General features: G+C 71.4%; 24 protein-coding genes. 14 read left to right on the top strand and 10 right to left on the bottom strand.

Going from position 1 to position 22,386, the window contains the following annotated elements; all coding sequences use genetic code 11:
• A complete protein-coding gene (locus ASG30_RS14165; RefSeq protein ID WP_055897831.1) occupies positions 1-486 on the top strand; it encodes a molybdenum cofactor biosynthesis protein MoaE in 486 nt (161 codons plus the stop codon).
• Positions 487-495: 9 nt separating this feature from the next.
• Here ASG30_RS14165 and ASG30_RS14160 read toward each other — a convergent pair whose 3' ends face one another.
• A complete protein-coding gene (locus ASG30_RS14160) occupies positions 496-990 on the bottom strand; it encodes a MarR family winged helix-turn-helix transcriptional regulator (protein ID WP_055897828.1) in 495 nt (164 codons plus the stop codon).
• 97 nt (positions 991-1,087) lie between these two features.
• Between ASG30_RS14160 and ASG30_RS14155 the strand changes: the two genes are divergently transcribed.
• Both ASG30_RS14155 and ASG30_RS14150 read left to right on the top strand, forming a co-directional pair.
• Positions 1,088-2,086, top strand: a complete 999-nt coding sequence (locus ASG30_RS14155) for a tripartite tricarboxylate transporter substrate binding protein (RefSeq protein WP_156385550.1) — start codon at positions 1,088-1,090, stop codon at positions 2,084-2,086.
• A 7-nt stretch (positions 2,087-2,093) separates the two neighbouring features.
• Positions 2,094-3,326, top strand: coding sequence for a flavin-dependent oxidoreductase (locus tag ASG30_RS14150; protein WP_055897825.1), 1,233 nt, complete (start codon positions 2,094-2,096; stop codon positions 3,324-3,326).
• 15 nt (positions 3,327-3,341) lie between these two features.
• Here ASG30_RS14150 and ASG30_RS14145 read toward each other — a convergent pair whose 3' ends face one another.
• Positions 3,342-3,920 carry a hypothetical protein gene (locus tag ASG30_RS14145; protein WP_055897822.1) on the bottom strand — a complete coding sequence of 193 codons (579 nt, stop codon included), beginning with the start codon at positions 3,918-3,920 and terminating at the stop codon, positions 3,342-3,344.
• A 108-nt stretch (positions 3,921-4,028) separates the two neighbouring features.
• Between ASG30_RS14145 and clpB the strand changes: the two genes are divergently transcribed.
• The 4 genes from clpB (at position 4,029) to ASG30_RS14125 (ending at position 8,366) form a co-directional block, all read left to right on the top strand.
• A complete protein-coding gene (gene clpB / locus ASG30_RS14140) occupies positions 4,029-6,653 on the top strand; it encodes an ATP-dependent chaperone ClpB (RefSeq protein ID WP_055897820.1) in 2,625 nt (874 codons plus the stop codon).
• 109 nt (positions 6,654-6,762) lie between these two features.
• On the top strand, positions 6,763-7,047 hold the full coding sequence (locus ASG30_RS14135; RefSeq protein WP_055897819.1) for a hypothetical protein: 285 nt from the start codon (positions 6,763-6,765) through the stop codon (positions 7,045-7,047).
• Between the two features lie 6 nt (positions 7,048-7,053).
• Entirely contained in the window at positions 7,054-8,034 is a 981-nt protein-coding gene (gene acuI / locus ASG30_RS14130) for an acrylyl-CoA reductase (NADPH) (RefSeq protein ID WP_055897815.1), read from the top strand.
• A gap of 83 nt (positions 8,035-8,117) precedes the next feature.
• On the top strand, positions 8,118-8,366 hold the full coding sequence (locus ASG30_RS14125; protein ID WP_055897812.1) for a hypothetical protein: 249 nt from the start codon (positions 8,118-8,120) through the stop codon (positions 8,364-8,366).
• Between the two features lie 7 nt (positions 8,367-8,373).
• Here the strand turns inward: ASG30_RS14125 and ASG30_RS14120 are convergent, their stop codons facing one another.
• Positions 8,374-8,796 carry a J domain-containing protein gene (locus ASG30_RS14120; RefSeq protein ID WP_055897809.1) on the bottom strand — a complete coding sequence of 141 codons (423 nt, stop codon included), beginning with the start codon at positions 8,794-8,796 and terminating at the stop codon, positions 8,374-8,376.
• A gap of 371 nt (positions 8,797-9,167) precedes the next feature.
• Between ASG30_RS14120 and ASG30_RS22580 the strand changes: the two genes are divergently transcribed.
• From ASG30_RS22580 to ASG30_RS14110, 3 genes are read left to right on the top strand one after another with little or no spacing between them, the layout of a single operon-like run.
• Positions 9,168-9,344: a hypothetical protein gene (locus ASG30_RS22580; RefSeq protein WP_156385549.1), complete on the top strand. Its 177-nt coding sequence runs from the start codon at positions 9,168-9,170 to the stop codon at positions 9,342-9,344.
• A 50-nt stretch (positions 9,345-9,394) separates the two neighbouring features.
• Positions 9,395-9,937, top strand: coding sequence for a YfiR family protein (locus ASG30_RS14115; RefSeq protein ID WP_055897806.1), 543 nt, complete (start codon positions 9,395-9,397; stop codon positions 9,935-9,937).
• The gene (locus ASG30_RS14110; RefSeq protein ID WP_055897801.1) at positions 9,934-12,183 is read left to right on the top strand and encodes an ATP-binding protein; all 2,250 of its coding nucleotides are present in this window, start codon (positions 9,934-9,936) and stop codon (positions 12,181-12,183) included. The genes ASG30_RS14115 and ASG30_RS14110 overlap by 4 nt, the downstream gene beginning before the upstream one ends.
• Positions 12,184-12,195: 12 nt before the next feature.
• On the opposite strand, the gene ASG30_RS14105 is transcribed toward ASG30_RS14110, so the two are convergent.
• From ASG30_RS14105 to ASG30_RS14100, 3 genes are all read right to left on the bottom strand, one after another.
• A complete protein-coding gene (locus ASG30_RS14105) occupies positions 12,196-12,657 on the bottom strand; it encodes an NUDIX domain-containing protein (RefSeq protein WP_055897798.1) in 462 nt (153 codons plus the stop codon).
• Positions 12,658-12,677: 20 nt separating this feature from the next.
• The gene (locus ASG30_RS22575) at positions 12,678-12,845 is read right to left on the bottom strand and encodes a hypothetical protein (RefSeq protein WP_156385548.1); all 168 of its coding nucleotides are present in this window, start codon (positions 12,843-12,845) and stop codon (positions 12,678-12,680) included.
• Between the two features lie 127 nt (positions 12,846-12,972).
• Entirely contained in the window at positions 12,973-13,794 is an 822-nt protein-coding gene (locus tag ASG30_RS14100; RefSeq protein ID WP_055897795.1) for an AraC family transcriptional regulator, read from the bottom strand.
• Between the two features lie 82 nt (positions 13,795-13,876).
• On the opposite strand from ASG30_RS14100, the gene ASG30_RS14095 reads away from it, so the two are divergent.
• The 3 genes from ASG30_RS14095 to ASG30_RS14085 are packed head-to-tail and all read left to right on the top strand — an operon-like array spanning position 13,877 to position 17,572.
• Positions 13,877-15,112 (top strand): MFS transporter, encoded by a 1,236-nt coding sequence (locus ASG30_RS14095; protein ID WP_055898699.1) that lies wholly within the window; start codon positions 13,877-13,879, stop codon positions 15,110-15,112.
• Between the two features lie 37 nt (positions 15,113-15,149).
• Positions 15,150-16,802 (top strand): ExeA family protein, encoded by a 1,653-nt coding sequence (locus ASG30_RS14090; protein WP_055897792.1) that lies wholly within the window; start codon positions 15,150-15,152, stop codon positions 16,800-16,802.
• A gap of 2 nt (positions 16,803-16,804) precedes the next feature.
• A complete protein-coding gene (locus tag ASG30_RS14085; protein WP_055897789.1) occupies positions 16,805-17,572 on the top strand; it encodes a general secretion pathway protein GspB in 768 nt (255 codons plus the stop codon).
• 3 nt (positions 17,573-17,575) lie between these two features.
• On the opposite strand, the gene ASG30_RS14080 is transcribed toward ASG30_RS14085, so the two are convergent.
• Positions 17,576-18,247, bottom strand: coding sequence for a hypothetical protein (locus tag ASG30_RS14080; protein WP_055897786.1), 672 nt, complete (start codon positions 18,245-18,247; stop codon positions 17,576-17,578).
• Between the two features lie 193 nt (positions 18,248-18,440).
• Here ASG30_RS14080 and ASG30_RS14075 point away from each other — a divergent pair, with 193 nt between their 5' ends.
• Positions 18,441-18,959 carry a bactofilin family protein gene (locus ASG30_RS14075; RefSeq protein ID WP_055897784.1) on the top strand — a complete coding sequence of 173 codons (519 nt, stop codon included), beginning with the start codon at positions 18,441-18,443 and terminating at the stop codon, positions 18,957-18,959.
• A gap of 129 nt (positions 18,960-19,088) precedes the next feature.
• Here ASG30_RS14075 and ASG30_RS14070 read toward each other — a convergent pair whose 3' ends face one another.
• From ASG30_RS14070 to ASG30_RS14060, 3 genes are read right to left on the bottom strand one after another with little or no spacing between them, the layout of a single operon-like run.
• Positions 19,089-20,000, bottom strand: a complete 912-nt coding sequence (locus ASG30_RS14070; RefSeq protein ID WP_055897781.1) for a sugar phosphate isomerase/epimerase family protein — start codon at positions 19,998-20,000, stop codon at positions 19,089-19,091.
• Positions 20,001-20,004: 4 nt separating this feature from the next.
• Entirely contained in the window at positions 20,005-21,192 is a 1,188-nt protein-coding gene (locus ASG30_RS14065) for a dihydrodipicolinate synthase family protein (protein WP_055897778.1), read from the bottom strand.
• 10 nt (positions 21,193-21,202) lie between these two features.
• Entirely contained in the window at positions 21,203-22,366 is a 1,164-nt protein-coding gene (locus ASG30_RS14060) for a Gfo/Idh/MocA family protein (RefSeq protein WP_055897775.1), read from the bottom strand.
• Positions 22,367-22,386 lie beyond the last annotated feature (20 nt).

Here is a 22,386-nt window from a genome sequence, read left to right as displayed (position 1 = left end):
ATGGCCGCGCCGCGCGTGTCCATCCAGGCCGCCGACTTCGACGTGTCGGCCGAACTCGAGGCGCTGCGTCGCCAGGACCACCGGGTCGGCGCGGTCTGCAGCTTCGTCGGCACCGTGCGCACGGCCAACCAGGGCAGCGACAGCCCGGTGCTGTCGATGGAACTCGAGCACTACCCGGGCATGACCGAGAAGGCGATCGAGGCCATGATCGACGAGGCGCACAGGCGCTTCGACATCTTCGCCGCACGCGTGGTGCACCGCGTCGGCCTGCTGATGCCGGGCGACCAGATCGTGCTGGCCGCCGTCACTTCGGCCCACCGCGGCCAGAGCTTCCAGTCCTGCGAGTTCCTGATGGACTACCTCAAGACGCAGGCGCCGTTCTGGAAGAAGGAACGCACGCCGCAGGGCGAGCAGTGGGTCGATGCGCGCGTGAGCGACGACCAGGCCCTGGCGCGCTGGGGCATCCGCGCCGGCAACGCCGGCTGAACGGGCCCCTCAGCCTTCCTGCCGCGCGGGGGGCACGAAGGCGGCCCGCGCCTCGTCTTCCAGTTCGCCGGTCAGCAGCTGCAGCAGCGCCAGCAGCTGTTGCTGCTGCTCGCGGTCCAGCGGGGCCATCAGGCGGCGGTAGGCGCGCTCGGCGGGCTTCTGCGCGCTCTCCAGGGTGCGCGAGCCGGCCGGAGTGAGCTGCACCGACACGTTGCGCCGTCCGGCCGAGGACTCGCGTTCGACCAGGCCGCGCGACTCCAGGCCGCGCAGCACGCGCAGCACCGTCACCTTGTCGAAGCCCAGCGCGCGCGCCAGGTTCGACTGGCCCAGCCCGGGGTGCGACTTGAGCACGGTGAGCACGCCGAACTGGGCCGGCGTCAGCTGGAGGTCGCGGCACTCGTCCTCGAACACCGCGGCGGAGATCTGGTGCGCGCGGCGCAGCAGGAAGCCGGGCCGGGCGTACAGGCGCGAAAGGGTGGTGGTGCGGGAGGCGGAAGTGGGCACGGGGGCGGGCGGTGGCTCGGCTAGGGAATCCGTGGATTGTGCCTTGCGGTCCCCGGTCGCCATACTCGTTAGCATGCGAACTCAAGTGGAGCCTGCGATGCCGAGCATCTCCCGTCGTCTCCTGCTGGCCCTGGGGCTGGGTGCGGCCGCCACGGCGCTGCACGCGCAGCCCGCAGCGCAGCCGCCCGCCGCCGGGGGTGGCGCAGGCGCCCAGCCGCTGCGGCTGATCGTGCCTTTCACGCCCGGCACGGGCATCGACCTGATCGCCCGCACCGTCGGGCCCCGCCTGGGCGAACGGCTGGGCCGCACGGTGGTGGTGGACAACCGTGCCGGCGCCTCCGGCAACATCGGCACCGAAGCGGTGGTGCGCGCCGCGCCCAACGGCAACACGCTGCTGGTCAGCGTCAACACGCTGGTGATGAACCGCAGCCTCTACCCCAAGCTGCCGTTCGACCCGGTCAGGGACCTCACCCCGGTGTCGCTCACCAGCTGGGGCCAGCTGCTGCTGGTGACGCACGCCAATGCCGGCTGGCGCACGGCGGCCGACCTGGTGCAGGCCGCCAAGGCCAGGCCCGGCACCATCAACTACGCCAGCCCCGGCGTGGGCACGCCGCATCACCTGTCGATGGAGCTCTTCAAGGCCACCAGCGGCATCTCCGTCACCCACGTGCCCTACCGCGGCACGGCCGGGGCCGTGACCGACCTGCTGGGCGGGCAGGTCGAGCTGATGTTCCTGCCCATCCACGTGGCGCTGCCGCACGTCAAGACGGGCAAGCTGGTGGCCCTGGGCATCGGCAGCGAGAAGCGCCACGCGCTGCTGCCTCAGGTGCCCACGCTCACCGAGGCGCGCGCCGGCAATGTCAACGTCGACATGTGGTACGGCATCTTCGCCCCGCCCGGCACGGCGCCGGACTTCGTGGCGCGCCTGAACCGCGAGCTCAAGGACATCCTGGCGCTGCCCGAGGTGCGCACCGCCTTCGAGACTCAGGGCATGGACCCCGCCAGCAGCACGCCCGAGGACTTCCGCCGCCTGGTCGAGCAGGACGCGGAGCGCTGGGCCAAGCTGATCAAGTCCCAAGGCATCACGGCTGAATGAGGCAGGTATGCGCGTAGCCATCATCGGCGGCGGCATCGGGGGCCTGGCGCTCGCCTTGTCGCTGCACCGCCACGGGATCGCGTGCGACGTCTACGAGACCGTGCCCGAGGTGCGCGAGATCGGCGTGGGCATCACGCTGCTGCCGCACGCCATGCGCGAGATCGCGGCGCTCGGGCTGCAGGCCCAGGTCGAGCCGCTGGGCATCGAGAACCTGGAGAGCGTGTTCTTCAACCGCTGGGGCCAGTTCATCTACCGCGAGCCGCGCGGCCGCCACGCCGGCTACGAACTTCCGGAGATCGGCCTCCACCGGGGCAAGCTGCACCGCGTGCTGTACCAGGCCGTGCTGGACCGCCTGGGGCCGCAGGCCGTGCACCTGGACCACCGCTGCATCGGCGTCGACCAGGACGAGCAGGGCGTCACCCTGCGACTGCAGACCAGCGGCGGCGCGGCGCTCCCGTCCGCGCAGGCCGATGTGGCCGTCGCGTGCGACGGCGTCAACTCCGCCGTGCGCCGGCAGTTCTACCCGGACGAGCAGCTCGCCTTCGCCGGCATCAACACCTGGCGCGGCGTGACGCTGCACCCGCCCATCCTCACCGGCCGCAGCTACCTTCGCATCGGCTCCATCGGCACCGGCAAGATGGTGATCTACCCGATCGTCGACAACGTCGACGGCCAGGGGCGCCAGCTGGTGAACTGGGTGGCCGAGATCCAGCGGACGGGCGCACCCAAGAACGACTGGAACCGGGCCGGCAGCCCCGAAGACTTCGTCGACCTGTTCGCCGACTGGCGCTACGACTGGCTCGACGTCCCGGCGCTGATCCGCGGCGCCGCGCAGATCTTCGAGTACCCGATGGTGGACCGCGACCCGGTGCCGCGCTGGACCTTCGGCCGCGTCACGCTGCTGGGCGACGCCGCCCACCCGATGTACCCGCGCGGCTCCAACGGCTCCGCCCAGGCGCTGATCGATGCGCGCGTGCTGGCGGGGGAACTGGCGGCCGGCGACGGCGTGGCGGCGCTGGCGCGCTACGAGGCGCAGCGCCTGGGCCCTACGTCGCGCATCGTGGAGACCAACCGTTCGGTGCCACCGGACTTCATCAACATCCGCGCGGACGAACTCAGCGGCGGGCGGCCTTTCCCCGGCACGATCGACGACCTGATCAGCCAGGACGAGCTGCGCCGCATCTCGGACGAGTACAAGCGGATCGCCGGTTTTTCGCTGGACCCCGGCCCGCGCGGCTGAGGCCGCAGCCTTCGCTCAGTTGAGGTAGCGCGGCCGCTCTTCGCCGAACTCCGCCTCGGCGCCCTCGACGGCGGGCGAGGTGGGCATGACGAAGGGTTCGCGCCACTGCGCGCGCACCAGCGACTGCTCGAGCAGGTGCATCATGCCCTGCACCAGCCGCAGGTCCATCTCGAGCTGGAAGCCGCGCGGCTTGTCGCCGCCGGCCACCGCCCCGCGCTCGTTGAATGCCAGGCGCAGCCGGCCGTTGGGCAGGGGCGAGGCGTCGATGTCGGTCACCAGCAGCGGCTCGCTGCCCAGCGGGTGGCTGCCCTTGTCCTCGTAAGGGGTGTCGAAGTCGGCCCGCTGCAGGAACTCCTCCTTGCGAAATTCCGTGAGCATGCGCCGCAGCTCCTGGTCGCTCAGGTCCATGGAAGCGGCGCCGGCCTCGCTTCGCAGCAGCTGCTCGGTCTGCAGCCGGGTCAGCAGGGGCCACAGCCCGATCATGAGCCGGCGCGTGAGCCACAGCCGCATCTCATCGCCGGTGGTGCTGCTCACGCGCAGCAGCAGGCGGTCCTGCTCGGCCTGGTAGGTCACCGACACCTGGTGGATCTGCATCCCGCGATTCTAGTTTCTGGACAGTGCCGCCGCTGAGCCATGGCGCACCCGGTAACCCTTGAAAACCAATGGACAAGCCTAAGCTTCGAGGGCAACGGAGGTCCATCCATGCGACTCGACAAACTCACCACCAAGTTCCAGGAGGCTTTGGGAGAGGCCCAGAGCCTGGCGCTCGCCAACGACCACGCGTACATCGAAGCCGAACACCTGATGGTGGCCATGCTGCGGCAGGAGGACGGGCCGCGCTCGCTGCTGCAGCGCGCCGGCGTCAACGTGCCGGGCCTGCAGGCCACGGCCGAAGCCGCGATGCACAAGCGCCCGCAGGTGCAGGGCCAGGAGCAGGTCCAGGTGGGCCGCGAGCTGGTCACGCTGCTGCAGGCGGCCGAGAAGGAAGGCCTCAAGCGTGGCGACCAGTTCATCGCCAGCGAGCTGTTCCTGCTGGCGGTGGCCGACAGCAAGGCCGACATCGGCCGCATCGCCCGCGAGAACGGGCTCACCCGCAAGTCGCTGGAATCGGCGGTCGATGCCGTGCGCGGCGGCCAGAGCGTGGACAGCGCCGGGTCCGAGGGCCAGCGCGAGGCCCTGAAGAAATACACCGTCGACCTCACCGAGCGGGCCCAACGTGGCAAGCTCGATCCGGTGATCGGCCGCGACGAGGAGATCCGCCGCGCGATCCAGGTGCTGCAGCGGCGCACCAAGAACAACCCGGTGCTGATCGGCGAGCCCGGCGTGGGCAAGACCGCCATCGTCGAAGGCCTGGCCCAGCGCATCGTCGCGGGCGAGGTGCCCGAGTCGCTGAAGAACAAGCGCGTGCTCTCGCTGGACATGGCGGCCCTGCTGGCCGGCGCCAAGTACCGCGGCGAGTTCGAGGAGCGCCTGAAGAACGTGCTTACCGAGCTGGCCAAGGACGAGGGCCGCACCATCGTCTTCATCGACGAACTGCACACCATGGTGGGCGCCGGCAAGGCCGAAGGCGCGATGGACGCGGGCAACATGCTCAAGCCGGCGCTGGCGCGCGGCGAGCTGCACTGCGTGGGCGCCACCACCCTGGACGAATACCGCAAGTACATCGAGAAGGACGCCGCGCTGGAGCGCCGCTTCCAGAAGATCCTGGTGGGCGAGCCGACGGTCGAAGCCACCATCGCCATCCTGCGCGGGCTGCAGGAAAAGTACGAGGTGCACCACGGCGTGGAGATCACCGACCCGGCCATCGTGGCCGCGGCGGAACTCTCGCACCGCTACATCACCGATCGCTTCCTGCCGGACAAGGCCATCGACCTGATCGACGAGGCCGCCTCCAAGATCAAGATCGAGATCGACTCCAAGCCGGAGGCGATCGACCGGCTCGACCGCCGGTTGATCCAGCTGCAGATCGAGCGCGAGGCCGTGCGCAAGGAAAAGGACGAGGCCTCGCAGAAGCGCCTGGGCCTGATCGAGGACGAGATCACCCGGCTGCAGAAGGAGATCGCCGACCTCGAGGAGATCTGGAAGGCCGAGAAGGCCAGCGCGCAGGGCAGCGCCCAGGTCAAGGAGGAGATCGACCGCGCACGCTTCCAGATCGAGGAGTTCAAGCGCAAGGCCGACTTCAACAAGGTGGCCGAGCTGCAGTACGGCCGGCTGCCCGAGCTGGAGCGAAAGCTCAAGGCCGCGCAGGACGCCGAGACCGGCAAGGCCAAGGCCGGCCGGCCGCAGCTGCTGCGCACCCAGGTGGGGGCGGAAGAGATCGCGGAAGTGGTGGCCCGTTCCACCGGCATCCCGGTGTCCAAGCTGATGCAGGGCGAGCGCGAGAAGCTGCTGCAGATGGAAGAGCGCCTGCACCAGCGCGTGGTGGGCCAGGACGAGGCGATCAGCGCGGTGGCCAACGCCATCCGCCGCTCGCGCTCGGGCCTGTCCGACCCGAACCGGCCGACCGGCTCCTTCCTGTTCCTGGGCCCCACCGGCGTGGGCAAGACGGAGCTGTGCAAGGCGCTGGCGAACTTCCTGTTCGACAGCGAGGAGCACCTCATCCGCGTGGACATGAGCGAGTTCATGGAGAAGCACTCCGTGGCCCGCCTGATCGGCGCGCCGCCGGGCTACGTGGGCTACGAGGAGGGCGGCTACCTGACCGAGGCCGTGCGCCGCAAGCCCTACAGCGTGATCCTGCTGGACGAGGTGGAGAAGGCCCACCACGACGTGTTCAACGTGCTGCTGCAGGTGCTGGACGATGGGCGCCTGACCGACGGGCAGGGCCGCACCGTGGACTTCAAGAACACGGTGATCGCGATGACCAGCAACATCGGCTCGCACATGATCCAGGCCATGGCCGGCCGGCCCTACGAGGACGTCAAGGACGCCGTCTGGGACGAGCTGAAGAACCACTTCCGTCCGGAGCTGCTCAACCGGATCGACGAGACGGTGGTGTTCCATGGGCTGGGCGCCGACCACATCGCGCGCATCGCGCAGATCCAGCTCAAGGTGCTGGAGCAGCGGCTCGCCAAGATGGACCTCACGCTGCAGGTGTCGCCGGCGGCGCTGGAAGAGCTGGCCAAGGTCGGCTTCGACCCGGTGTACGGCGCGCGTCCGCTCAAGCGGGCGATCCAGCAGCGCATCGAGAACCCGCTGTCGCGCCTGATCCTGGAAGGCCGGTTCCCGCCCAAGAGCGCGATCCCGGTCGAGGTGGACCCGGTGCGCGAGCCCGGCGTGTTCCATTTCGGCCCGGTCAAGGCCGAGCCGCGCGAGCAGGCGCCCGCCTGAGGCCAGTAGCCGACGGCGGTCAGGGGCAAATCCGGGCCCGCTTGCCCGGTCCGCCGGGGCGGGCCAAACTGGACTCTTCCAGCGACGTTTCACGAGAGACTTTTTGCGAATGCCCGCTTTCCTCGCCTTCCTGATGCACCTGCTGGCCCTGGCGGCCGGCCTGGTGGTCGCCGCCGGCATGCTGGTCGTCAGCTTCGTCGGCGCCGTGCTGTGGCTGCTGCACTCCGGCTGGGTCCGCCTGGGCGGCAAACCCGTGTGGTCCGTCCTGCTCGCCGCCGCGCGCCGCCGCGGCGCCCCGGGCGGCTGGAGCGAAAGCGCCCGCCCGGCCCCCGGCTACGTGCCGCGACGTGCGCGCGTGCCGGTGCGCGACATCACCGACGTCGAGCCGAAGTAGCCCGCGATGTTCAAGGCCCTCGTGCTGGACAAGGCCCCGGAATTCTCGGCGGCCGTCCGCGAGGTCGGCGACGACTTCCTGCCCGAGGGCGACGTCACCGTCGAGGTGGCGTATTCCACGCTGAACTACAAGGACGCCCTGGCGATCACCAACCGCTCGCCCATCGTGCGCAGCTGGCCCATGGTGGCCGGCATCGACGGCGCGGGCCGCGTGGTGGAGAGCGCCTCGCCCAAGTGGAAGCCCGGCGACGAAGTCGTGCTCAACGGCTTCGGCGTGGGCGAGGCGCACAAGGGCTGCCTGGCCGGCCGCGCCCGACTGAAGGGCGAGTGGCTGGTGCGCCTGCCCGAGGCCTTCACGACGCGCCAGGCGATGGCCATCGGCACGGCCGGCTACACCGCCATGCTGTGCATCCTGGCGCTCGAGAAGCACGGCCTGAAGCCGGGAGATGGCGAGGTGCTGGTGACGGGCGCGACCGGCGGCGTCGGTTCGATCGCGATCGCGGTGCTGGCCCGGCTCGGGCACCGCGTGGTCGCGGCCACCGGCAAGGCGGGCGAAGAGGGCTTCCTGCGGCAGCTGGGCGCGTCCGCCGTCATCGACCGCGCCGAACTTTCCGCGCCCGGCAAGCCGCTGCAGAAGGAGCGCTGGGCCGGCGTGGTCGACGCGGTGGGCAGCCACACGCTGGCCAATGCCTGCGCGCAGACGCGTTACCGCGGCGCCGTCGCGGCCTGCGGGCTGGCCCAGGGCATGGACCTGCCGGCGACCGTGGCGCCCTTCATCCTGCGTGCCGTGAGCCTGCTGGGCGTCGAGAGCGTGCTGGCGCCGATGCCCTTGCGCGAGCAGGCCTGGTCGCGGCTGGCGCGCGACCTCGACCCGAAGCTCCTGGAGGCGATCACCACCGAGATCCCGCTGGCCGATGCGATCGGGCATGCGCAGCGCCTCATGGCCGGGCAGGTGCGCGGCCGGCTGGTGGTGAAGACGGGCGGCTGAGCCAGCGTGTTTCGCGCGGGTAAATCCTGTCCGCCCCGGCGGATGGGGCCGCGTTGGTGCAAGTGGAAAGGCAGGTAGTACAGATGCTGGTCCAGCGCACCCCCATGTCCCCGCGCGAGCTCGAGGCTTTCGAGAGCGCCATCCGCGACAGCGGCAGGGACCCCGGCAGCTTCAAGGCCCAGGTGTTCGAAGCCGCGGCCAACGACGATGCCGTGCCGCTGCGCCGGGTGCACGTCGTCACGCAGCGCGCCGCAGCGCAGTACGACGCCAGCGGCGGCGAGCGCTGGACCGAGAACTTCGCGCGCCACCTGGCGCGCGGCTTCTTCGGCTGAGGGGCCTTCAGCGGCCGGTGAACTTGGCCGGCGCCTGCTGCGCGGCCACGGCCAGGGTGGGCAGGGCGGTGCGGTACAGCACGCCGCCCACGGTGCCGAAGGCGATCGCCATGGTCGCCGCCACCAGGCCCCAGGGCCATCCCGAAGCGAATCGAGTGGGCTGCGCCGCCGTGGCGGCCGCCTCGGCGCGGCTGCGGGCTTCGCGCGCCTGCAGCCACTGGTCGTAGCTGGCGCGCCGGCCGGGGTGCGACAGCACCGCGTAGGCCTCGTTGATCGCCGCCATCCTGTCCTGCGCCCCCGGGTCCTGCGGCAGGCGGTCGGGGTGGTGCTGCTGGGCGGCGCGGCGGTAGGCCATGCGCAAGGCGTCCTGCGCGGCGCTGCTGGGCACGCCGAGGAGTTCGTAGTGGCTGGGTTGCGCGGTTCTGGCCATTCGGGGTGTCGCGACGGCGCGCGGACACGCGCCTTCCTGCTCCTGAAAGTGTAGCTGCGCACGCTTGCGCGGACCAAGCTCCGGCCGCGTTCCCACGCTGGCGCGGCGGCGGTTTTACAACACTCCCACAACACTCTTTCGACCCCGTCCTACGGACGCGCCGGCCCCGGCCCGGGAGCATTCGCGCCGTCTTCACCTTCCCTTTCGCGAGGTCCTATGCCGGTTGCTTTCTCCTCGAGCGCGACGCGCGGGTCGAGTCTGCCGTCGCCGTCGATGCACGACAGCAGGACGACTACTGGAGCCGCATCTACTCGAACCAGCGCTACTTCCGGCCGGGCTGCGATTACGAGGACTACGCGCCGGCCTACTGCGTGGGCTACGTCGGCCATGCGCAGTACGGCGGCAGCTGGGACGAGGCCGAGGTCTCGCTGCGGGCCAACTGGGAGCGCATCAAGGGCGGCTCGCGCCTGACCCGCGAGGAAGCGCTGGCAGCGATCCGTGCGGCATGGGACAAGGCCGCGGCGGAACACCGCCCGCACGCCTGCTGAGCTGGCCAGCCGCTACGGCTCGCCTAATATCGGTCCCTCCCGGGGGGACCATGAAACCGATTCTTGCCCTGCTGCTCGCCTTCTGCGCGTGGCACGGCCTGTCGTTCGCAGCCGCGCCGACCGGCACGGCCAGTGAAAGCTCCGTCAAGGCCGCCTTCCTGCACCGCATCGCCGGGCTGGTCGAGTGGCCGGCCGGCAGCTTCCAGGACGCCGACGATCCGCTGGTGATCGGCGTGGCCGGCAACGACGCGGTGGCGACCGACCTGGAGCAGTTGTCCGAAGGCCGCCGAGTCAACGGCCGGGCCATCGTCGTGCGCCGCTGGCGCGACGGCGATTCGCCCGCGGGCCTGCACGCGCTGCTGATCGGGGCCGGCCGCGAAGCCCGCGTGCAGGACCTCGCCTCCATCGCCGGCCCGCTGCTGGTGGTGACGGAGCAGGAGGAGGGCCACCGCCTGGGCGGGGTCATCAACTTCGTGGTCGTCGATGGCCGCGTCCGCTTCACCGCCTCGCTGCCGCTGGCCGACGCGCGCGGCCTGCGCCTCTCGGCCCGCCTGCTGGCGGTGGCGCATTCCGTGGAGGGCCGCGGCCGATGAAACCCAGCGAGCGGCGCTCCATCCGCAGCAAGCTCAATTCCATCCTGGCGACCACCACGCTGGTGGCCCTGGTGGTCGCCGCGATCGCGCTGCTGGTGGTGGACCTGCGGCGGGAGCTGGCCGACATCAACGAGGACCTGCTGACGCAGGCCGACGTGATCGCGCTGGCCACCGCGCCGGCCCTGGCCTTCGCCGACGTGCGCGTGGCCACCGAGAACCTGGCGGTGCTGCGGGCCAAGCAGGCGGTGGTCGCCGCGGCGCTTTACGACGAGAGCGGCGCGCTGTTCGCGATCTACCGCCGCCCCGAGGCCGGTGGCTTCGACATCCCGCAGCGGCCCCAGGCCTTCGGCGTGACGGTGGAGGGCGACTGGGCCTCGGCCTGGCGCCCGGTGGTGCTCAATCGCGAGCGGGTCGGCACCGTGTGGCTGCAGATGCGGCACGAGCGCCTGCGCCAGACCTTCGAGTACCTGGGCGTGCTGGCCGTGATCATGGGCGGCAGCCTGGCGGCGGCGCTGCTGCTGTCCAACCGGCTGCAGCGCTCGCTCACCAGCCCGATCCTGGGCATCAGCGAGGTGGCCCGCAAGATCCTGCGCGGCGAGACCGGCGACCTGCGCGCCACGCGCAGCAGCGACGACGAAGTTGGCGAACTGGTGGACGCCTTCAACGCCATGCTCGACGAACTCCAGCGGCGCTCGCAGACGCTGGAGGGCGCCAACCAGGCGCTGCGCTCCAGCGAGGCGCGCTACCAGCTGGCCGTGCGCGGCTCCAGTGCGGGCCTGTGGGACTGGGACATGCCGGGCGGCACGATGTTCTATTCGCCGCGCTTCAAGGCGCTGCTGGGCTACACCGACGAGGAGTTCCCGGACAAGCCGTCGTCGATCCGCGACGTCCTGCACCCGGACGACTGGCCGGCCGTCGCCGCCACGCTGCGGGCCCACCTGCGCGAGCGCGCGCCCTACCAGGTCGAGTGCCGGCTGCGCGACCGGGCCGGCCACTGGCGCTGGTTCTTCGTCGCCGGCGCCGCGCTGTGGGACCCCGCCGGCCAGCCTTTCCGCATGGCCGGCTCGGTGGTGGAGGTCACCGAGCGCAAGGAGGCCGAGCGGGTGCTGCAGGAGGCCAACCGGGCCAAGGACGAATTCCTGGCCACCTTGGCGCACGAGTTGCGCAACCCGCTGGCGCCGATCCGCACCGGGCTGGAGATCCTGAAGAAGGACACCGCCAACGGCGCGCCCTCGCAGATCGCGCGGGCCACCATGGAGCGGCAGCTGGCCCACATGATCCGGTTGATCGACGACCTCCTGGACATCTCGCGCATCAACAGCGGCAAGATCCGGCTGGAGGTCTCGCGCGTGCGGCTGCGCCCGGCGCTGGACAGCGCGGTGGAGATCAGCCGGCCGGCGGTCGCCTCCGGCGGCCACTCGCTCTCGGTGGAGATGCCGGAGGACGAGATCGAGGTGATGGGCGACCCCACCCGGCTGGCGCAGGCGCTGGGCAACCTGTTGAACAACGCCGCCAAGTACACGCCGCCGGGCGGCCGCATCGCGCTGCGGGCGCGCCGCGAAGGCGAATTCGCGCTGATCGAGGTGGAGGACAACGGCGAAGGCATCCCGCGCGAGATGCTGGACACCATCTTCTCGCTGTTCTCGCAGGTGCGCAGCACGCTCGACCGGGCCCAGGGCGGCCTGGGCATCGGCCTGTACCTGGTGCGCAGCCTGATCGAGCTGCACGGCGGCACCGTGGTGGCCGAGAGCGCCGGCCCGGGACTGGGCAGCCGCTTCATCGTGCGCCTGCCCTGCCTGGCCGCCACCGCGCATCCGCTGCCGCAGCTGGCCCCCGCGGCCTTGGGCCTGCCCCAGGGAGGCGTCAAGGTGCTGCTGGTCGACGACAACGTGGACGCCGCCGAGACGCTGTCGCTGGTGCTGGAGATGGCGGGCTGCACCACCCACGTGCTGCACGAGGGAACGCAGGTGGTGGCGGCGGCCCACGGGTTCGGGCCGGACGTGATCCTGCTGGACATCGGCCTGCCCGGCATGAGCGGCTACGAGGTCGCGCAGCGGCTGCGCCAGGAGCCGCGCTTCGCCCGCACGCTGCTGGTGGCGATCACGGGCTGGGGCACCGAGCAGGACCGTCGCCGCTCGCAGGAGTCGGGCTTCGACCAGCACCTGACCAAGCCGGTGGACTTCTCCGCGCTGGAGCCGCTGCTGCACCAGGCGGTCGCCGGCCGCGCGGCGGCCACGGTCCGCTGAGCGGCGCGGGCATCAGCCGGCGCCGGCCAGCAACTGCTCCAGTCGTTCGACGAAAGGCTGCTGCGCGGGCAGCAGCTTGCGGCGCGCGGTGGCCGGGTCGAACCAGGCCACACGGTCGATCTCCGGGAACTGCTGCATCCGCCCCGAGCGCGGCGGCCACTCCATCTCGAACAGGTTGCACAGGAGGCGTTCCGGATCGAGGTCGCCCTGGAAGGCCCAGGCCTGCACGCGCTTGCCGCTCTTCTGGCGGATCTCGCCCAGGTCGAGGAAGGGTCCGGTGGGCACGCAGCCCGTCTCCTCCTCGAATTCGCGCAGCGCCGCGGCGAACGGGTCCTCGCCGTCCCCGAGTTCACCCTTGGGCAGGGTCCAGGCGCCGTCGTCCTTGCGGGCCCAGAACGGCCCGCCGGGGTGGGCCAGCAGCAGCTCCAGCCCGCCCGAGGCGCGGCGGAACATGAGCAGGCCGGCGCTTCGCATCGCCGGCGATTCTGCAGCCGCTAGCTGCGGTCGCGCTCGCCGCCGTTGTCCTGCTGGCGCTGCCGGTCCTGGGAGATCTGTTCCAGGGCACTGGCGGCCCCCTCGCCGGAGCGGCGGCCGGGGGCCTGGTCGGCGGGCGCGCGGCCGGTGGGCTGCGGGCTGTCGTTGCGGTCCTGCGATTGGCTCATCTGGACTTCCTCCAATCACGCGCACGGGGTCGCCGCGCGCTGGCCCATTGAAGCGTTGACGGCATAGCTCAGCAGTCGGCGCAAGCCCAGCCGTGGTGTAGGACAACGGCTGAGGTCGCGGCCCGCGTCAGGCCGTGGCGCGGCCCTGGAAGTGGCGCGGCGGCTGGCCCATGGCGGACTTGAACATGGCGCTGAAGGCGCTTTCGCTGGCGTAGCCGGTGGCCGCGGCCACCTGCTGCACCGGCACGCCGCGCGCCAGCAGGGGCAGGGCGTGGGCCAGCACGGCCTGCTGGCGCCACTGCTGGTAGCCGGTGCGCAGCTCGGCGCGGAACAGGCGCGCCAGGGTCCGCTCGCTGGCGCCCACGTCGGCCGCCCATTCGGCCAGGCTGCCGCGCTGGCCGGGGTCCCGCAGCACGGCCTCGCACAGGGCCCGCAGGCGCTTGTCGCCGCCGGGGGCGGGCAGGGGCACGCCCAGCGCCTGCGGGTCGGCGTGGCGCAGTTCCTCCAGTACCAGCGAGCACAGCAGCTGCTCGCGCGGACGCGGCAGCGCGGGAGCGTCGAGGGCCTGGACCAGCTCGCGCAGCAGGGCCGACACGTGCAGCACGCGGCAGCCGCTCCAGTCCGGCGGCGTCACGGACGCGTGCAGGTAGAGCGTGCGGAACTGCGCGCTCTCCAGCACGTGGACCGAGTGGCGGGCGCCCGGCGCGATCCAGACCGCGCGCGACGGCGGGACGATGTAAGTCACCTCGTCGGCCACGCCGCGGCCCTGCTCGGCGCAGACCTGCAGCACGCCGGTGGAGCAGTAGGCCAGCTGGGCCCAGGCGTGGCGGTGCGGCTCGAAGTGGGTGTCGGCGGGCAGCGTGCGGGCGCGCAGCCGCACCGGCCGGGCCGTGCTCGGGCGGAAGGCTTCGGCGTCGCCGATCGGCGTGGAAAGGGAAGGGCGGCCCATCCCGCGATTTTGGCGGGAATCCGGGGAAAGGTGGCGAACCGTCGCATTCCGGAATCGGGGCCCGCGGGCTAGGATGCCCGCCATGGCTTCGAACCCGACCGCCGGCAGCGTGCCGCTTCCTCCGCTTCGACAGGACGCCGGCGTGATCGGCCTGGTGGGGCTGGCCCACATGATCAGCCACTTCAGCCAGTTGCTCCTGGCGCCGCTGTTCCCCTGGCTCAAGGACGAGTTCAACGCCAGCTACGTGGAGCTGGGCTTCCTGATGACGGTGTTCTTCGTGGTCTCCTGCGCGGTGCAGGCGGCCTCGGGCTTCCTGGTCGACCGGCACGGCCCGCGGCCGGTGCTGCTCGGCGGCCTGGCGCTGGTGGGCCTGGCCGGCTTCGGCTTCGCGGCCAGCACCAGCTACTGGATGATGGCCGGGTTCGCGGTGGTGGCCGGCGTCGGCAACGGCGTGTTCCACCCGGTCGACTACACGCTGCTCAACCGCAAGGTGAGCGCGCCGCGGCTGGGCCATGCCTACAGCTTCCACGGCATCACCGGCAGCCTGGGCTGGGCGCTGGCGCCGGCCCTGCTGGTGCCGCTGGCGATCGCCTTCTCCTGGCGCGTGGCCCTGGCGGCCGCGGGCGCGCTGGCCTGGGGCGTGCTGCTGGTGCTGTGGCTGCAGCGTGCGCGGCTCGAGCTGCCGCGGGCGCCGGTCGCAGCGGGGACGGCCAGGGCCGCCGAGGCGACCTTCGACTTCCTGCGCATCCCGGCGGTGTGGATGTGCTTCGCCTTCTTCTTCGTCTACGCCGGCGTGCTGAGCGTGGTGCAGGCCTTCGCGCCGGAAGCCGCCCGCCAGCTGCACGGCGTTCCCGTCGGCCTGGTGGCGGCCTGCCTGACGATCTACATGGTGTGCAGCGCCGGCGGCATGGTGCTGGGGGGCTTCCTGGCGTCCGACCCGTCCCGTTGCGAGCGCATCGTGGCGATCGGATTCGGCCTGGCGGCGGGGGTGGCGCTGACGATCGGGGTGGCGCCGCTGCCGGCGCTGGCCATCCCGGCGCTGTTCGGCGCCATGGGCTTCGCCAGCGGCATCGCGGGGCCTTCGCGCGACCTGCTGGTCAAGCGCTCGACGCCGGAGAACGCCAGCGGCCGGGTGTTCGGCATCGTCTATTCCGGGCTGGACATCGGGCAGGCGGTGGCGCCGCTGGTGTTCGGCAGCCTGATGGACCATGGCCATTACGCCGGCGTGTGGCTGGGCCTGGTGGCGCTGCAGACGCTGCTGATCGCCAGCGCGTTCAACGTGCGGCGCGCGCGCCGCAGCGTGCTCGCGCCCGCCTGATCTCCGCCGCGCCTTCGGGCGCGGGTATCCTTCGCGCATGTACGCGCCGTATTTCGGGCTGTCGCACGAGCCGTTCTCGATCGCGCCGGACCCGCGCTATCTCTTCATGAGCGAGCGCCACCGCGAGGCGCTCGCCCACCTGCTGTACGGGCTGGGCGGCGGGGGCGGCTTCGTGCTGCTCACCGGCGAGATCGGCACCGGCAAGACCACCGTGTGCCGGGGCTTCCTGGAGCAGATCCCGGACAACTGCAACGTCGCCTACATCTTCAATCCCAAGCTGACGGTCACCGAGCTGCTGCAGTCGGTGTGCGAGGAGTTCCGCATCGAGGTGCCGCGCCGCGAGGGCGTGGCGGCCACCGTCAAGGACTACCTGGACCCGCTCAACGCTTTCCTGCTGCGGTCGCACGCGCAGGGGCGCAACAGCGTGCTGATCATCGACGAGGCGCAGAACCTTTCGGCCGACGTGCTGGAGCAGCTGCGCCTGCTGACCAACCTGGAGACGTCCGAGCGCAAGTTGCTGCAGATCGTGCTGATCGGCCAGCCCGAGCTGCGCGAGCTGCTCTCGCAGCCGCAGCTGGAGCAGCTCGCCCAGCGCGTCATCGCGCGCTTCCACCTCGACGCGCTGACGCGCACCGAGACGCAGCAGTACGTGCGGCACCGGCTGGAAGTGGCGGGGCTGTCGCGCGCGCTGCCGTTCGATCGGTCGGCACTGGAGCGCATCCACAAGCGCAGCGGCGGCGTGCCGCGCCGGATCAACCTGCTGTGCGACCGCGCGTTGCTCGGCGCCTTCGGCCGCAGCGAAGCCGGCGTCACCCGCGCGATCGTCGACCAGGCGGCGCGAGAGGTGTTCGGCGATCCCGCGCCCTCGGCGCAGCGGACCTGGCCGCGCCAGGCCGCGGTGCTGGGCGTGGGCCTGCTGGCCGGCGCCGGCCTGGTGGCCGCCGCGCACTGGTGGACCGAGTCGTCGCTACCGGTGGCCACGCCCCCCGTGGCCGCGGCCGCGCCGGCCGTGCCGCCGCCGGAGCCGCCCGCCACGGTGGAGGTCGCGTCGGTCCAGCCGGTGGTGGCGCAGGCCGCCGCGCCCGCGGCTGCGGCCTCGAGCCCCACGCCCCCGACGCTGCTGCGCGACGAACGCCAGGCCTGGCGCGAACTGGCGCAGGCCTGGAAGCTGGAGCCGGGCGAGGGCGATCCCTGCCAGGCCCTGGCCCGCGAATCGGTGCACTGTTTCACCCGCACGCTGCCGCTGGTGCTGATCCGCCAGCTGGACCGGCCCGGCATCGTCACGCTCGACCGCGACACCGGCAAGCCGTCGTACGCCGTGCTCACGGCGCTGAACGACAAGTCGGCCACGCTCTCGGCCGGCGGCAGCGAGCAGACCGTGACGCTGGCCGCGCTGGCGGCGCGCTGGAACGGCGAATGGGCCACGCTCTGGCGCGCGCCGGCGGGCTTCGATCCGCGCTCGCCCGAGCGCGAGGGTCGCAAGCTTTCGCAGTGGGTGGACGAGCAGCTGGCCAGGGCCGGTGCGAAGCCGGGTGACGGCGAGGCCACCGGCGGTTCGCTGCGCACTCGCATCCGCAGCTTCCAGCTGGCGCAGGGCCTGCCTGCCGACGGGGTGCTCGGCCCGATGACCTTCATGCAACTCAATCGCAGCGCGGGCCTGGACGAGCCGCATCTGCGCCAGGCGCCCTGACCATGTCGTACATCCTCGAAGCCCTGCGCAAGGCCGACGCCCAGCGGGAGCGCACGCGCGTGCCCGGCCTGCACGCGCACCCGCTCGCGGCCGACGCGCCCGCCCCGGCGCCGCGCTGGCGCGCTCCGGTGCTGGTCGCCGTGGTGGTGGTGGGGCTGGCCTCGGTGGCGGCAGCCGCCTGGCGGCTTGCCGGGGACAACGCGTCACCGGCGGTGCCGGCGGCAGAGCGCGTTGCCCTGGCCGAGCCGAGTTCGCCGAAGCCTCCGGTCCTCGACACCGCCCCGGTGGTGACCGCGCCGGTGCCGCCCGCGGGGCCCGCCACGGCCATCGTGCCGCCTGCGCCCGCGCCCTTGCCGGCGCCACCGGAAGCCGAGCGGCCCGCGCGCGCGCCGCGCGCTGCTGCGCCCGCGCAGCAGATGGAGGGCGCCCCGGCTGCGGCCGTTGCGCAATCGCCAGCATCCGCGCCTGGACCAACGACCGCACCTGTGCCTGCGGGCACACCGGTGGCCACCGCCAACGCCTCCACGCCGACGCCTGGGGTTGTCGCCACACCCACGCCCGTGGTCGCCACGTCGGCCCCCGCGGGCACGCCGCAGCTCGCGGTGAGCGGCGGCGTGTACTCGCAGAACCCCGCGCAGCGCATGCTGATCGTGAACGGCCAGGTGTTCAACGAGGGCAGCGAGGTCGCGGCCGGCGTGAAGCTGGAGGAAGTGCGGCCCAAGCAGGCCGTGCTGAATTTCCGCGGGCAGCGCTTCTCGCTGCCCTACTGACGCTCAGCGCGTCATCGGGGGCTGGAACACCGACCAGCGTCCCTCGCGGAACAGGTACAGCGCCGACGACACGCGGCTGCGGTTGGAGCCCGCGTAGAGCGCCGCGGCGCTGAAGCGCAGGGCCGCCACCGCCTCCTCGTCGTCGGCCGGTGCGTACAGCAGGCCGCCGCGCTGCGGCACCGCCACCACCAGCCCCTGGGCATGGCGCGCCTCCAGCGACCGCCAGAAGGGCCGGTCGAGGAAGTAGCTGCTGTTCAAGTCGTCGGCGCGGCCCAGCACCTGCATCAGGCCGCCGCGCCAGGGCCGCACCGTGGGCTCGCCGTAGGTGCGGCGCATGTTCTGCACCGCGACCTGCAAGGCTTCTTCGGGGTCCAGCCGCAGCCGGTCGAGGTCGTCGGGCGAGGCGCTCTGGAGCTGGGCCCGGCTGTCGAACACCAGGCGGATGTGCATGTCGCCCACGTAGCGGAACCAGCTGGTCTCCAGTTCCACCTCGCTGCCGTCGGGAAGCTGCGCCCGCAGCGTGCCATAGGGCTGCAGCGTCTCGCGCTCCTGGTTGCTGCCGGCCGACTCGCGCAGCACGGCCAGCAGGTTGCCCGCGCCGATGTCGAAAACTTCCTGCGCTTGTGCGCCCCAGACCGCCAGCGACATCGCAAGCGCCACCCAGCTCTTCTTCATTCCTGCTTCTCCTCTCGAGACCTCATCGTGCGACGAGCAGACAAGGCCCGCAACGCGTGTTACACGATGTGTGGCCGATGAGCTGCTTTGCCGTGGCATGTAAACGGTTACGGAACTTGCTGAGCCAAGCGTGCTTGTAAGCAACCTCATCCCTAGCATGCAGGGTTCAACCACCCCACTGAGAGGAATTCCGATGGCACTGCAGTCCCCCTTCTTCAACAACGGCAAGCGCGAAGACGTGCGTCCGAACACCCCGAACGGCGCCGCCCTGAGCACCCCTGCCGTCACGACTGCCCCCGCCGCCAACACCGCGCCGGTGCAGGAAGGCGAAGCCAAGCTGACCGTCGGACCGAACATCAAGCTCAAGGGCGTGGAGATCACGGACTGCGACACGCTGGTGGTCGAGGGTTCGGTCGAGGCCACCATGGACTCGCGCATGATCCAGATTTCCGAGCGCGGCTCCTTCAAGGGCTCGGCCGAGATCGACGTGGCCGAGATCCGCGGCTCGTTCGACGGCAACCTGACCGTGCGCCAGAAGCTGGTGATCTACTCCACCGGCAAGGTCACCGGCCGCATCCGCTACGGCAAGGTCGTGATCGAGGAGGGCGGCCAGCTCTCCGGCGAGATCGAGTTCGGCGCCACCCCTTCGTCCAGCGCCACCGGCACCGGCACCGCCCGCGGCACCAGCACGCCCAAGCTGCAGGTCGCCTGAGCGTTTTCGCCCTCCGGAAGAAGCAAGCGCGGCCCTGGCCGCGCTTTTTCTTTGGGGGTCGTTTTCCGGGGCCTCCTGCCACTGGACACGGTGGTGGCCGCCTGCCGCGCGGGCGCGCTGCCTCGAAAATCAGACCGAACTGCGATGCCGCGCGATGCAGGTATCCAACACCTCGCCCATCTCCCGCTGCCACCAATCCTGCGCCGAAAAGATCTCCACCTCGCTGTACCCCTCGAACCCCTGCTCCTCCACCCAGCCTCGGATCCGCGGGATGTCGATGACACCATCACCCATCATCCCCCGGTCGTTGAGCAGGTCGCGCGTGGGCGTGAGCCAGTCGCACACGTGGAAGGCCAGCAGGCGTTCACGGCCCGCGCGTTCGATCTGTTCGCGCAGCTTCGGGTCCCACCACACGTGGTAGACGTCCACCGCGACGCCCAGGGCCGCCGCTTGCGGTGGCCCTTCCGGGTCCGCGCCGCTGCGCGGCAGCGGGTCGAGCGCGTCGCACACGTCCAGCGCGTGCTCCATCGTGTTGATGCAGGCCCGGTCGGCCGCGTACATCGGGTGCAGCGGCTCGATGGCCAGCGGCATTCCGGCCGCGCGCGAATGCTCCAGCAGGCGGCCGATACCGTCGTGGACCTGCTGGCGTGACAACGCGATGTTCTTGTGCGCCGCCTTGCCCGCCAGCGCGCCGGGCAGGGCGCCCACCACCAGCACCAGGCAGGTGGCGTCGAGCTCGCGTGCCTCGTCCAGCGCGCGCCGGTTGTCGTCGTCCGCCGCCTTCAGGCCGCCGTCGTCGGTGGCGGTGAACATGCCGCCGCGGCAGTAGCCGGACAGCGCCAGGCCGTGCGCCTTGACCTGCCGCGAGACCTCGGCCAGGCCCGTCGCCGCCACCTGGTCGCGCCAGGGCGACACGGCGCGGATGCCGCGCCGCGCGCAGGCGTCCAGGATCTCGGGCAGCGGGACTTCCTGGCCCCGGCTCTTGCGCACGGTGGCCGTGTTGATCGACAGCCAGCGGTGGTCCTGCGAGAAGTCGCGCATCGCGTCAGGCCCCGACGCCGTGCAGGGCCAGAAGCGTGTTCATGCGGCGCACCGCCAGGTCCGGCTGCTCCAGCAGGTTGGCCGCATCGGCCAGCCGGAACAGCTCGGCCAGGTGCGGCAGGCTGCGCGTGCTCTGCTGGCCGCCGACCATGGTGAAGTGCTTCTGGTGGCCATTGAGCCAGGCCATGAACACCACGCCGGTTTTGTAGAACCGCGTGGGCGCCGCGAAGATGTGGCGCGACAGCGGCACGGTCGGCCCGAGGATGGCGTGGAAGCGCTCGAGGTTGCCCTGCGCCAGCTCGCCCAGGGCGGCGCTGGCCGCCGGTGCGATGGCGTCGAAGATGCCCAGCAGCGCATCGCTCTTGCCGTGCGTGGGTTCGCTGCCGAAGCCGTCGCCGGCGATCAGCTCGGCATAGTTGAAGTCGTCGCCCGTGTACATGCGCACGCCCGCAGGCAGGCGGCGCCGCATGGCGATCTCCTTGTCCTTGTCCAGCAGCGAGATCTTGATGCCGTCGACCTTGTCCGGGTGCGCGGCGATCACGCCCAGGGCGGTGGCCATCGCGGCGTCGACATCGCGGCCGCCCCAGTAGCCGGCCAGTGCCGGATCGAACATCTCGCCCAGCCAGTGCAACACCACCGGCTGCTTGGCCTGCGACAGGATGCGGCCGTAGACGCGCTCGTAGTCGCCGGGATTGCGCGCCACGCGGGCCAGCGCGCGGCTGGCCATGATGATCAGCTTGCCGCCCAGCTTCTCGATGGCGGCCATCTGCTCCTCGTAGCCGCGGATCACGTCGTCGACGGTCTTCACTTCGTCGAGCGCGAGGTGGTCGGTGCCGCAGCCCGAGGCGACCAGCGCGCCCGGGTAGTCGCGCGCCGCGTCCAGCGAACGCCGGACCAGCTCCAGCGACGTGGGCCAGTCCAGGCCCATGCCGCGCTGGGCCGTGTCCATGGCTTCGGCCACGCCCAGGCCGAGCGACCAGAGGCGCTGGCGGTAGGCGATGGTGGCGTCCCAGTCGAGTGCGGCGGTGAGCCACGGGTCGACCGCCGCCAGCGGGTCGGCGACGACGTGCGCGGCCGAGTAGGCGATTCGGTTGAACTTCACGCCCTTGGCGGGCTGCACCGGCGTGGCGCCCCGGACGGTGTAGTCCTCCAGCGCGCCGGAGCGCGTCGGCAGCTTCAGGAAGGTGGCCATGACTTCGCCCTCAGAACTGCAGCGCCGGCACGTGGACGAAGCGGCGTTCCTTCCAGCTTTGCAGCGCGGCCTCGACCAGCTGCACGCCCTTGGCGCCGTCGGGCAGGGTCCAGCTGTAGGGCGCGTCTTCCACCACGTGGCGGATGAAGTGCTCCCACTGAATCTTGAAGCCGTTGTCGTAGAACTCCGTGTCGGGCACTTCCTGCCACTGGTCGAAGAAGTTCATCGGCTGCTTGACCTCGGGGTTCCAGATCGGGCGCGGCGTGGCGACGCGGCTCTGGGCGCGGCACTCGGTCAGCGTGGCGACGGCGGAGCCGTGCGTGCCGTCGACGTGGAAGGTCACCAGGTCGTCGCGGCGCACGCGCGTGGCCCACGACATGTTCAGCTGGGCGATGATCGGCTCGCCGTCGTGGCCAGTGATCTCGGCGATCGCGTAGGCCGCGTCGTCGGCCGTCGCATGGTACTTGTTGCCCTGTTCGTCCCAGCGCTCGGGGATGTGGGTGGCGCCCAGGCAGGAGATCGACTTGACCTCGCCGAACAGGTTGTCCAGCACGTAGCGCCAGTGGCACATCATGTCCAGGATCATCCCGCCGCCGTCCTCGGTGCGGTAGTTCCAGCTGGGGCGCTGGATCGGCTGCAGGTCGCCCTCGAACACCCAGTACCCGAACTCCAGCCGCAGCGACAGGATGCGGCCGAAGAAGCCGGCGCGGCGCAGCATGTCCAGCTTGCGCAGGCCGGGCAGGAACAGCTTGTCCTGCACTGCCCCGTGCTTGAGGCCCGACTTCTGCGCCGTCCTGGCGATGTCCATGGCTTCGGCCAGCGTGGTGGCGATCGGCTTCTCGCAGTACACATGCTTGCCGGCGCGCAGCGCCTTGGCCAGCAGGGTGGGGCGCATCTGGGTGGTGCCGGCGTCGAAGAAGACGGTGTCCTCCTTGTTGGCCAGCGCCTTGTCGAGGTCGGTGCCCCAGCGCTCGATCTTGTGGGTGCGGGCCAGGGCCTCGATCTTCTCGGCATTGCGGCCGATCAGGATGGGGTCCGGCATCACCTTGTCGCCGTTGGACAGCGTCACGCCGCCCTGGTTGCGGATGGCGACGATGGAGCGGATCAGGTGCTGGTTCATGCCCATGCGTCCGGTGACGCCGTGCATGATGATTCCGAGGCGCTGGGTGGCCATGGTTTCGGGTCCTTCGGGTT

Source organism: Ramlibacter sp. Leaf400 (assembly GCF_001424545.1).
GTDB lineage: Bacteria > Pseudomonadota > Gammaproteobacteria > Burkholderiales > Burkholderiaceae_C > Ramlibacter.
This window is presented reverse-complemented; position numbering and strand designations above follow the sequence as displayed.

Coding starts and splice junctions, on each gene's coding strand:
- ASG30_RS14165 (WP_055897831.1), top strand. CDS start 1: ATGGCCGCGCCGCGCGTGTCCATCCAGGCCGCCGACTTCGACGTGTCG.
- ASG30_RS14155 (WP_156385550.1), top strand. CDS start 1,088: ATGCCGAGCATCTCCCGTCGTCTCCTGCTGGCCCTGGGGCTGGGTGCG.
- ASG30_RS14150 (WP_055897825.1), top strand. CDS start 2,094: ATGCGCGTAGCCATCATCGGCGGCGGCATCGGGGGCCTGGCGCTCGCC.
- ASG30_RS14145 (WP_055897822.1), bottom strand. CDS start 3,920: ATGCAGATCCACCAGGTGTCGGTGACCTACCAGGCCGAGCAGGACCGC.
- clpB (WP_055897820.1), top strand. CDS start 4,029: ATGCGACTCGACAAACTCACCACCAAGTTCCAGGAGGCTTTGGGAGAG.
- ASG30_RS14135 (WP_055897819.1), top strand. CDS start 6,763: ATGCCCGCTTTCCTCGCCTTCCTGATGCACCTGCTGGCCCTGGCGGCC.
- acuI (WP_055897815.1), top strand. CDS start 7,054: ATGTTCAAGGCCCTCGTGCTGGACAAGGCCCCGGAATTCTCGGCGGCC.
- ASG30_RS14125 (WP_055897812.1), top strand. CDS start 8,118: ATGCTGGTCCAGCGCACCCCCATGTCCCCGCGCGAGCTCGAGGCTTTC.
- ASG30_RS14120 (WP_055897809.1), bottom strand. CDS start 8,796: ATGGCCAGAACCGCGCAACCCAGCCACTACGAACTCCTCGGCGTGCCC.
- ASG30_RS14115 (WP_055897806.1), top strand. CDS start 9,395: ATGAAACCGATTCTTGCCCTGCTGCTCGCCTTCTGCGCGTGGCACGGC.
- ASG30_RS14110 (WP_055897801.1), top strand. CDS start 9,934: ATGAAACCCAGCGAGCGGCGCTCCATCCGCAGCAAGCTCAATTCCATC.
- ASG30_RS14105 (WP_055897798.1), bottom strand. CDS start 12,657: ATGCGAAGCGCCGGCCTGCTCATGTTCCGCCGCGCCTCGGGCGGGCTG.
- ASG30_RS22575 (WP_156385548.1), bottom strand. CDS start 12,845: ATGAGCCAATCGCAGGACCGCAACGACAGCCCGCAGCCCACCGGCCGC.
- ASG30_RS14100 (WP_055897795.1), bottom strand. CDS start 13,794: ATGGGCCGCCCTTCCCTTTCCACGCCGATCGGCGACGCCGAAGCCTTC.
- ASG30_RS14095 (WP_055898699.1), top strand. CDS start 13,877: ATGGCTTCGAACCCGACCGCCGGCAGCGTGCCGCTTCCTCCGCTTCGA.
- ASG30_RS14090 (WP_055897792.1), top strand. CDS start 15,150: ATGTACGCGCCGTATTTCGGGCTGTCGCACGAGCCGTTCTCGATCGCG.
- ASG30_RS14085 (WP_055897789.1), top strand. CDS start 16,805: ATGTCGTACATCCTCGAAGCCCTGCGCAAGGCCGACGCCCAGCGGGAG.
- ASG30_RS14080 (WP_055897786.1), bottom strand. CDS start 18,247: ATGAAGAAGAGCTGGGTGGCGCTTGCGATGTCGCTGGCGGTCTGGGGC.
- ASG30_RS14075 (WP_055897784.1), top strand. CDS start 18,441: ATGGCACTGCAGTCCCCCTTCTTCAACAACGGCAAGCGCGAAGACGTG.
- ASG30_RS14070 (WP_055897781.1), bottom strand. CDS start 20,000: ATGCGCGACTTCTCGCAGGACCACCGCTGGCTGTCGATCAACACGGCC.
- ASG30_RS14065 (WP_055897778.1), bottom strand. CDS start 21,192: ATGGCCACCTTCCTGAAGCTGCCGACGCGCTCCGGCGCGCTGGAGGAC.
- ASG30_RS14060 (WP_055897775.1), bottom strand. CDS start 22,366: ATGGCCACCCAGCGCCTCGGAATCATCATGCACGGCGTCACCGGACGC.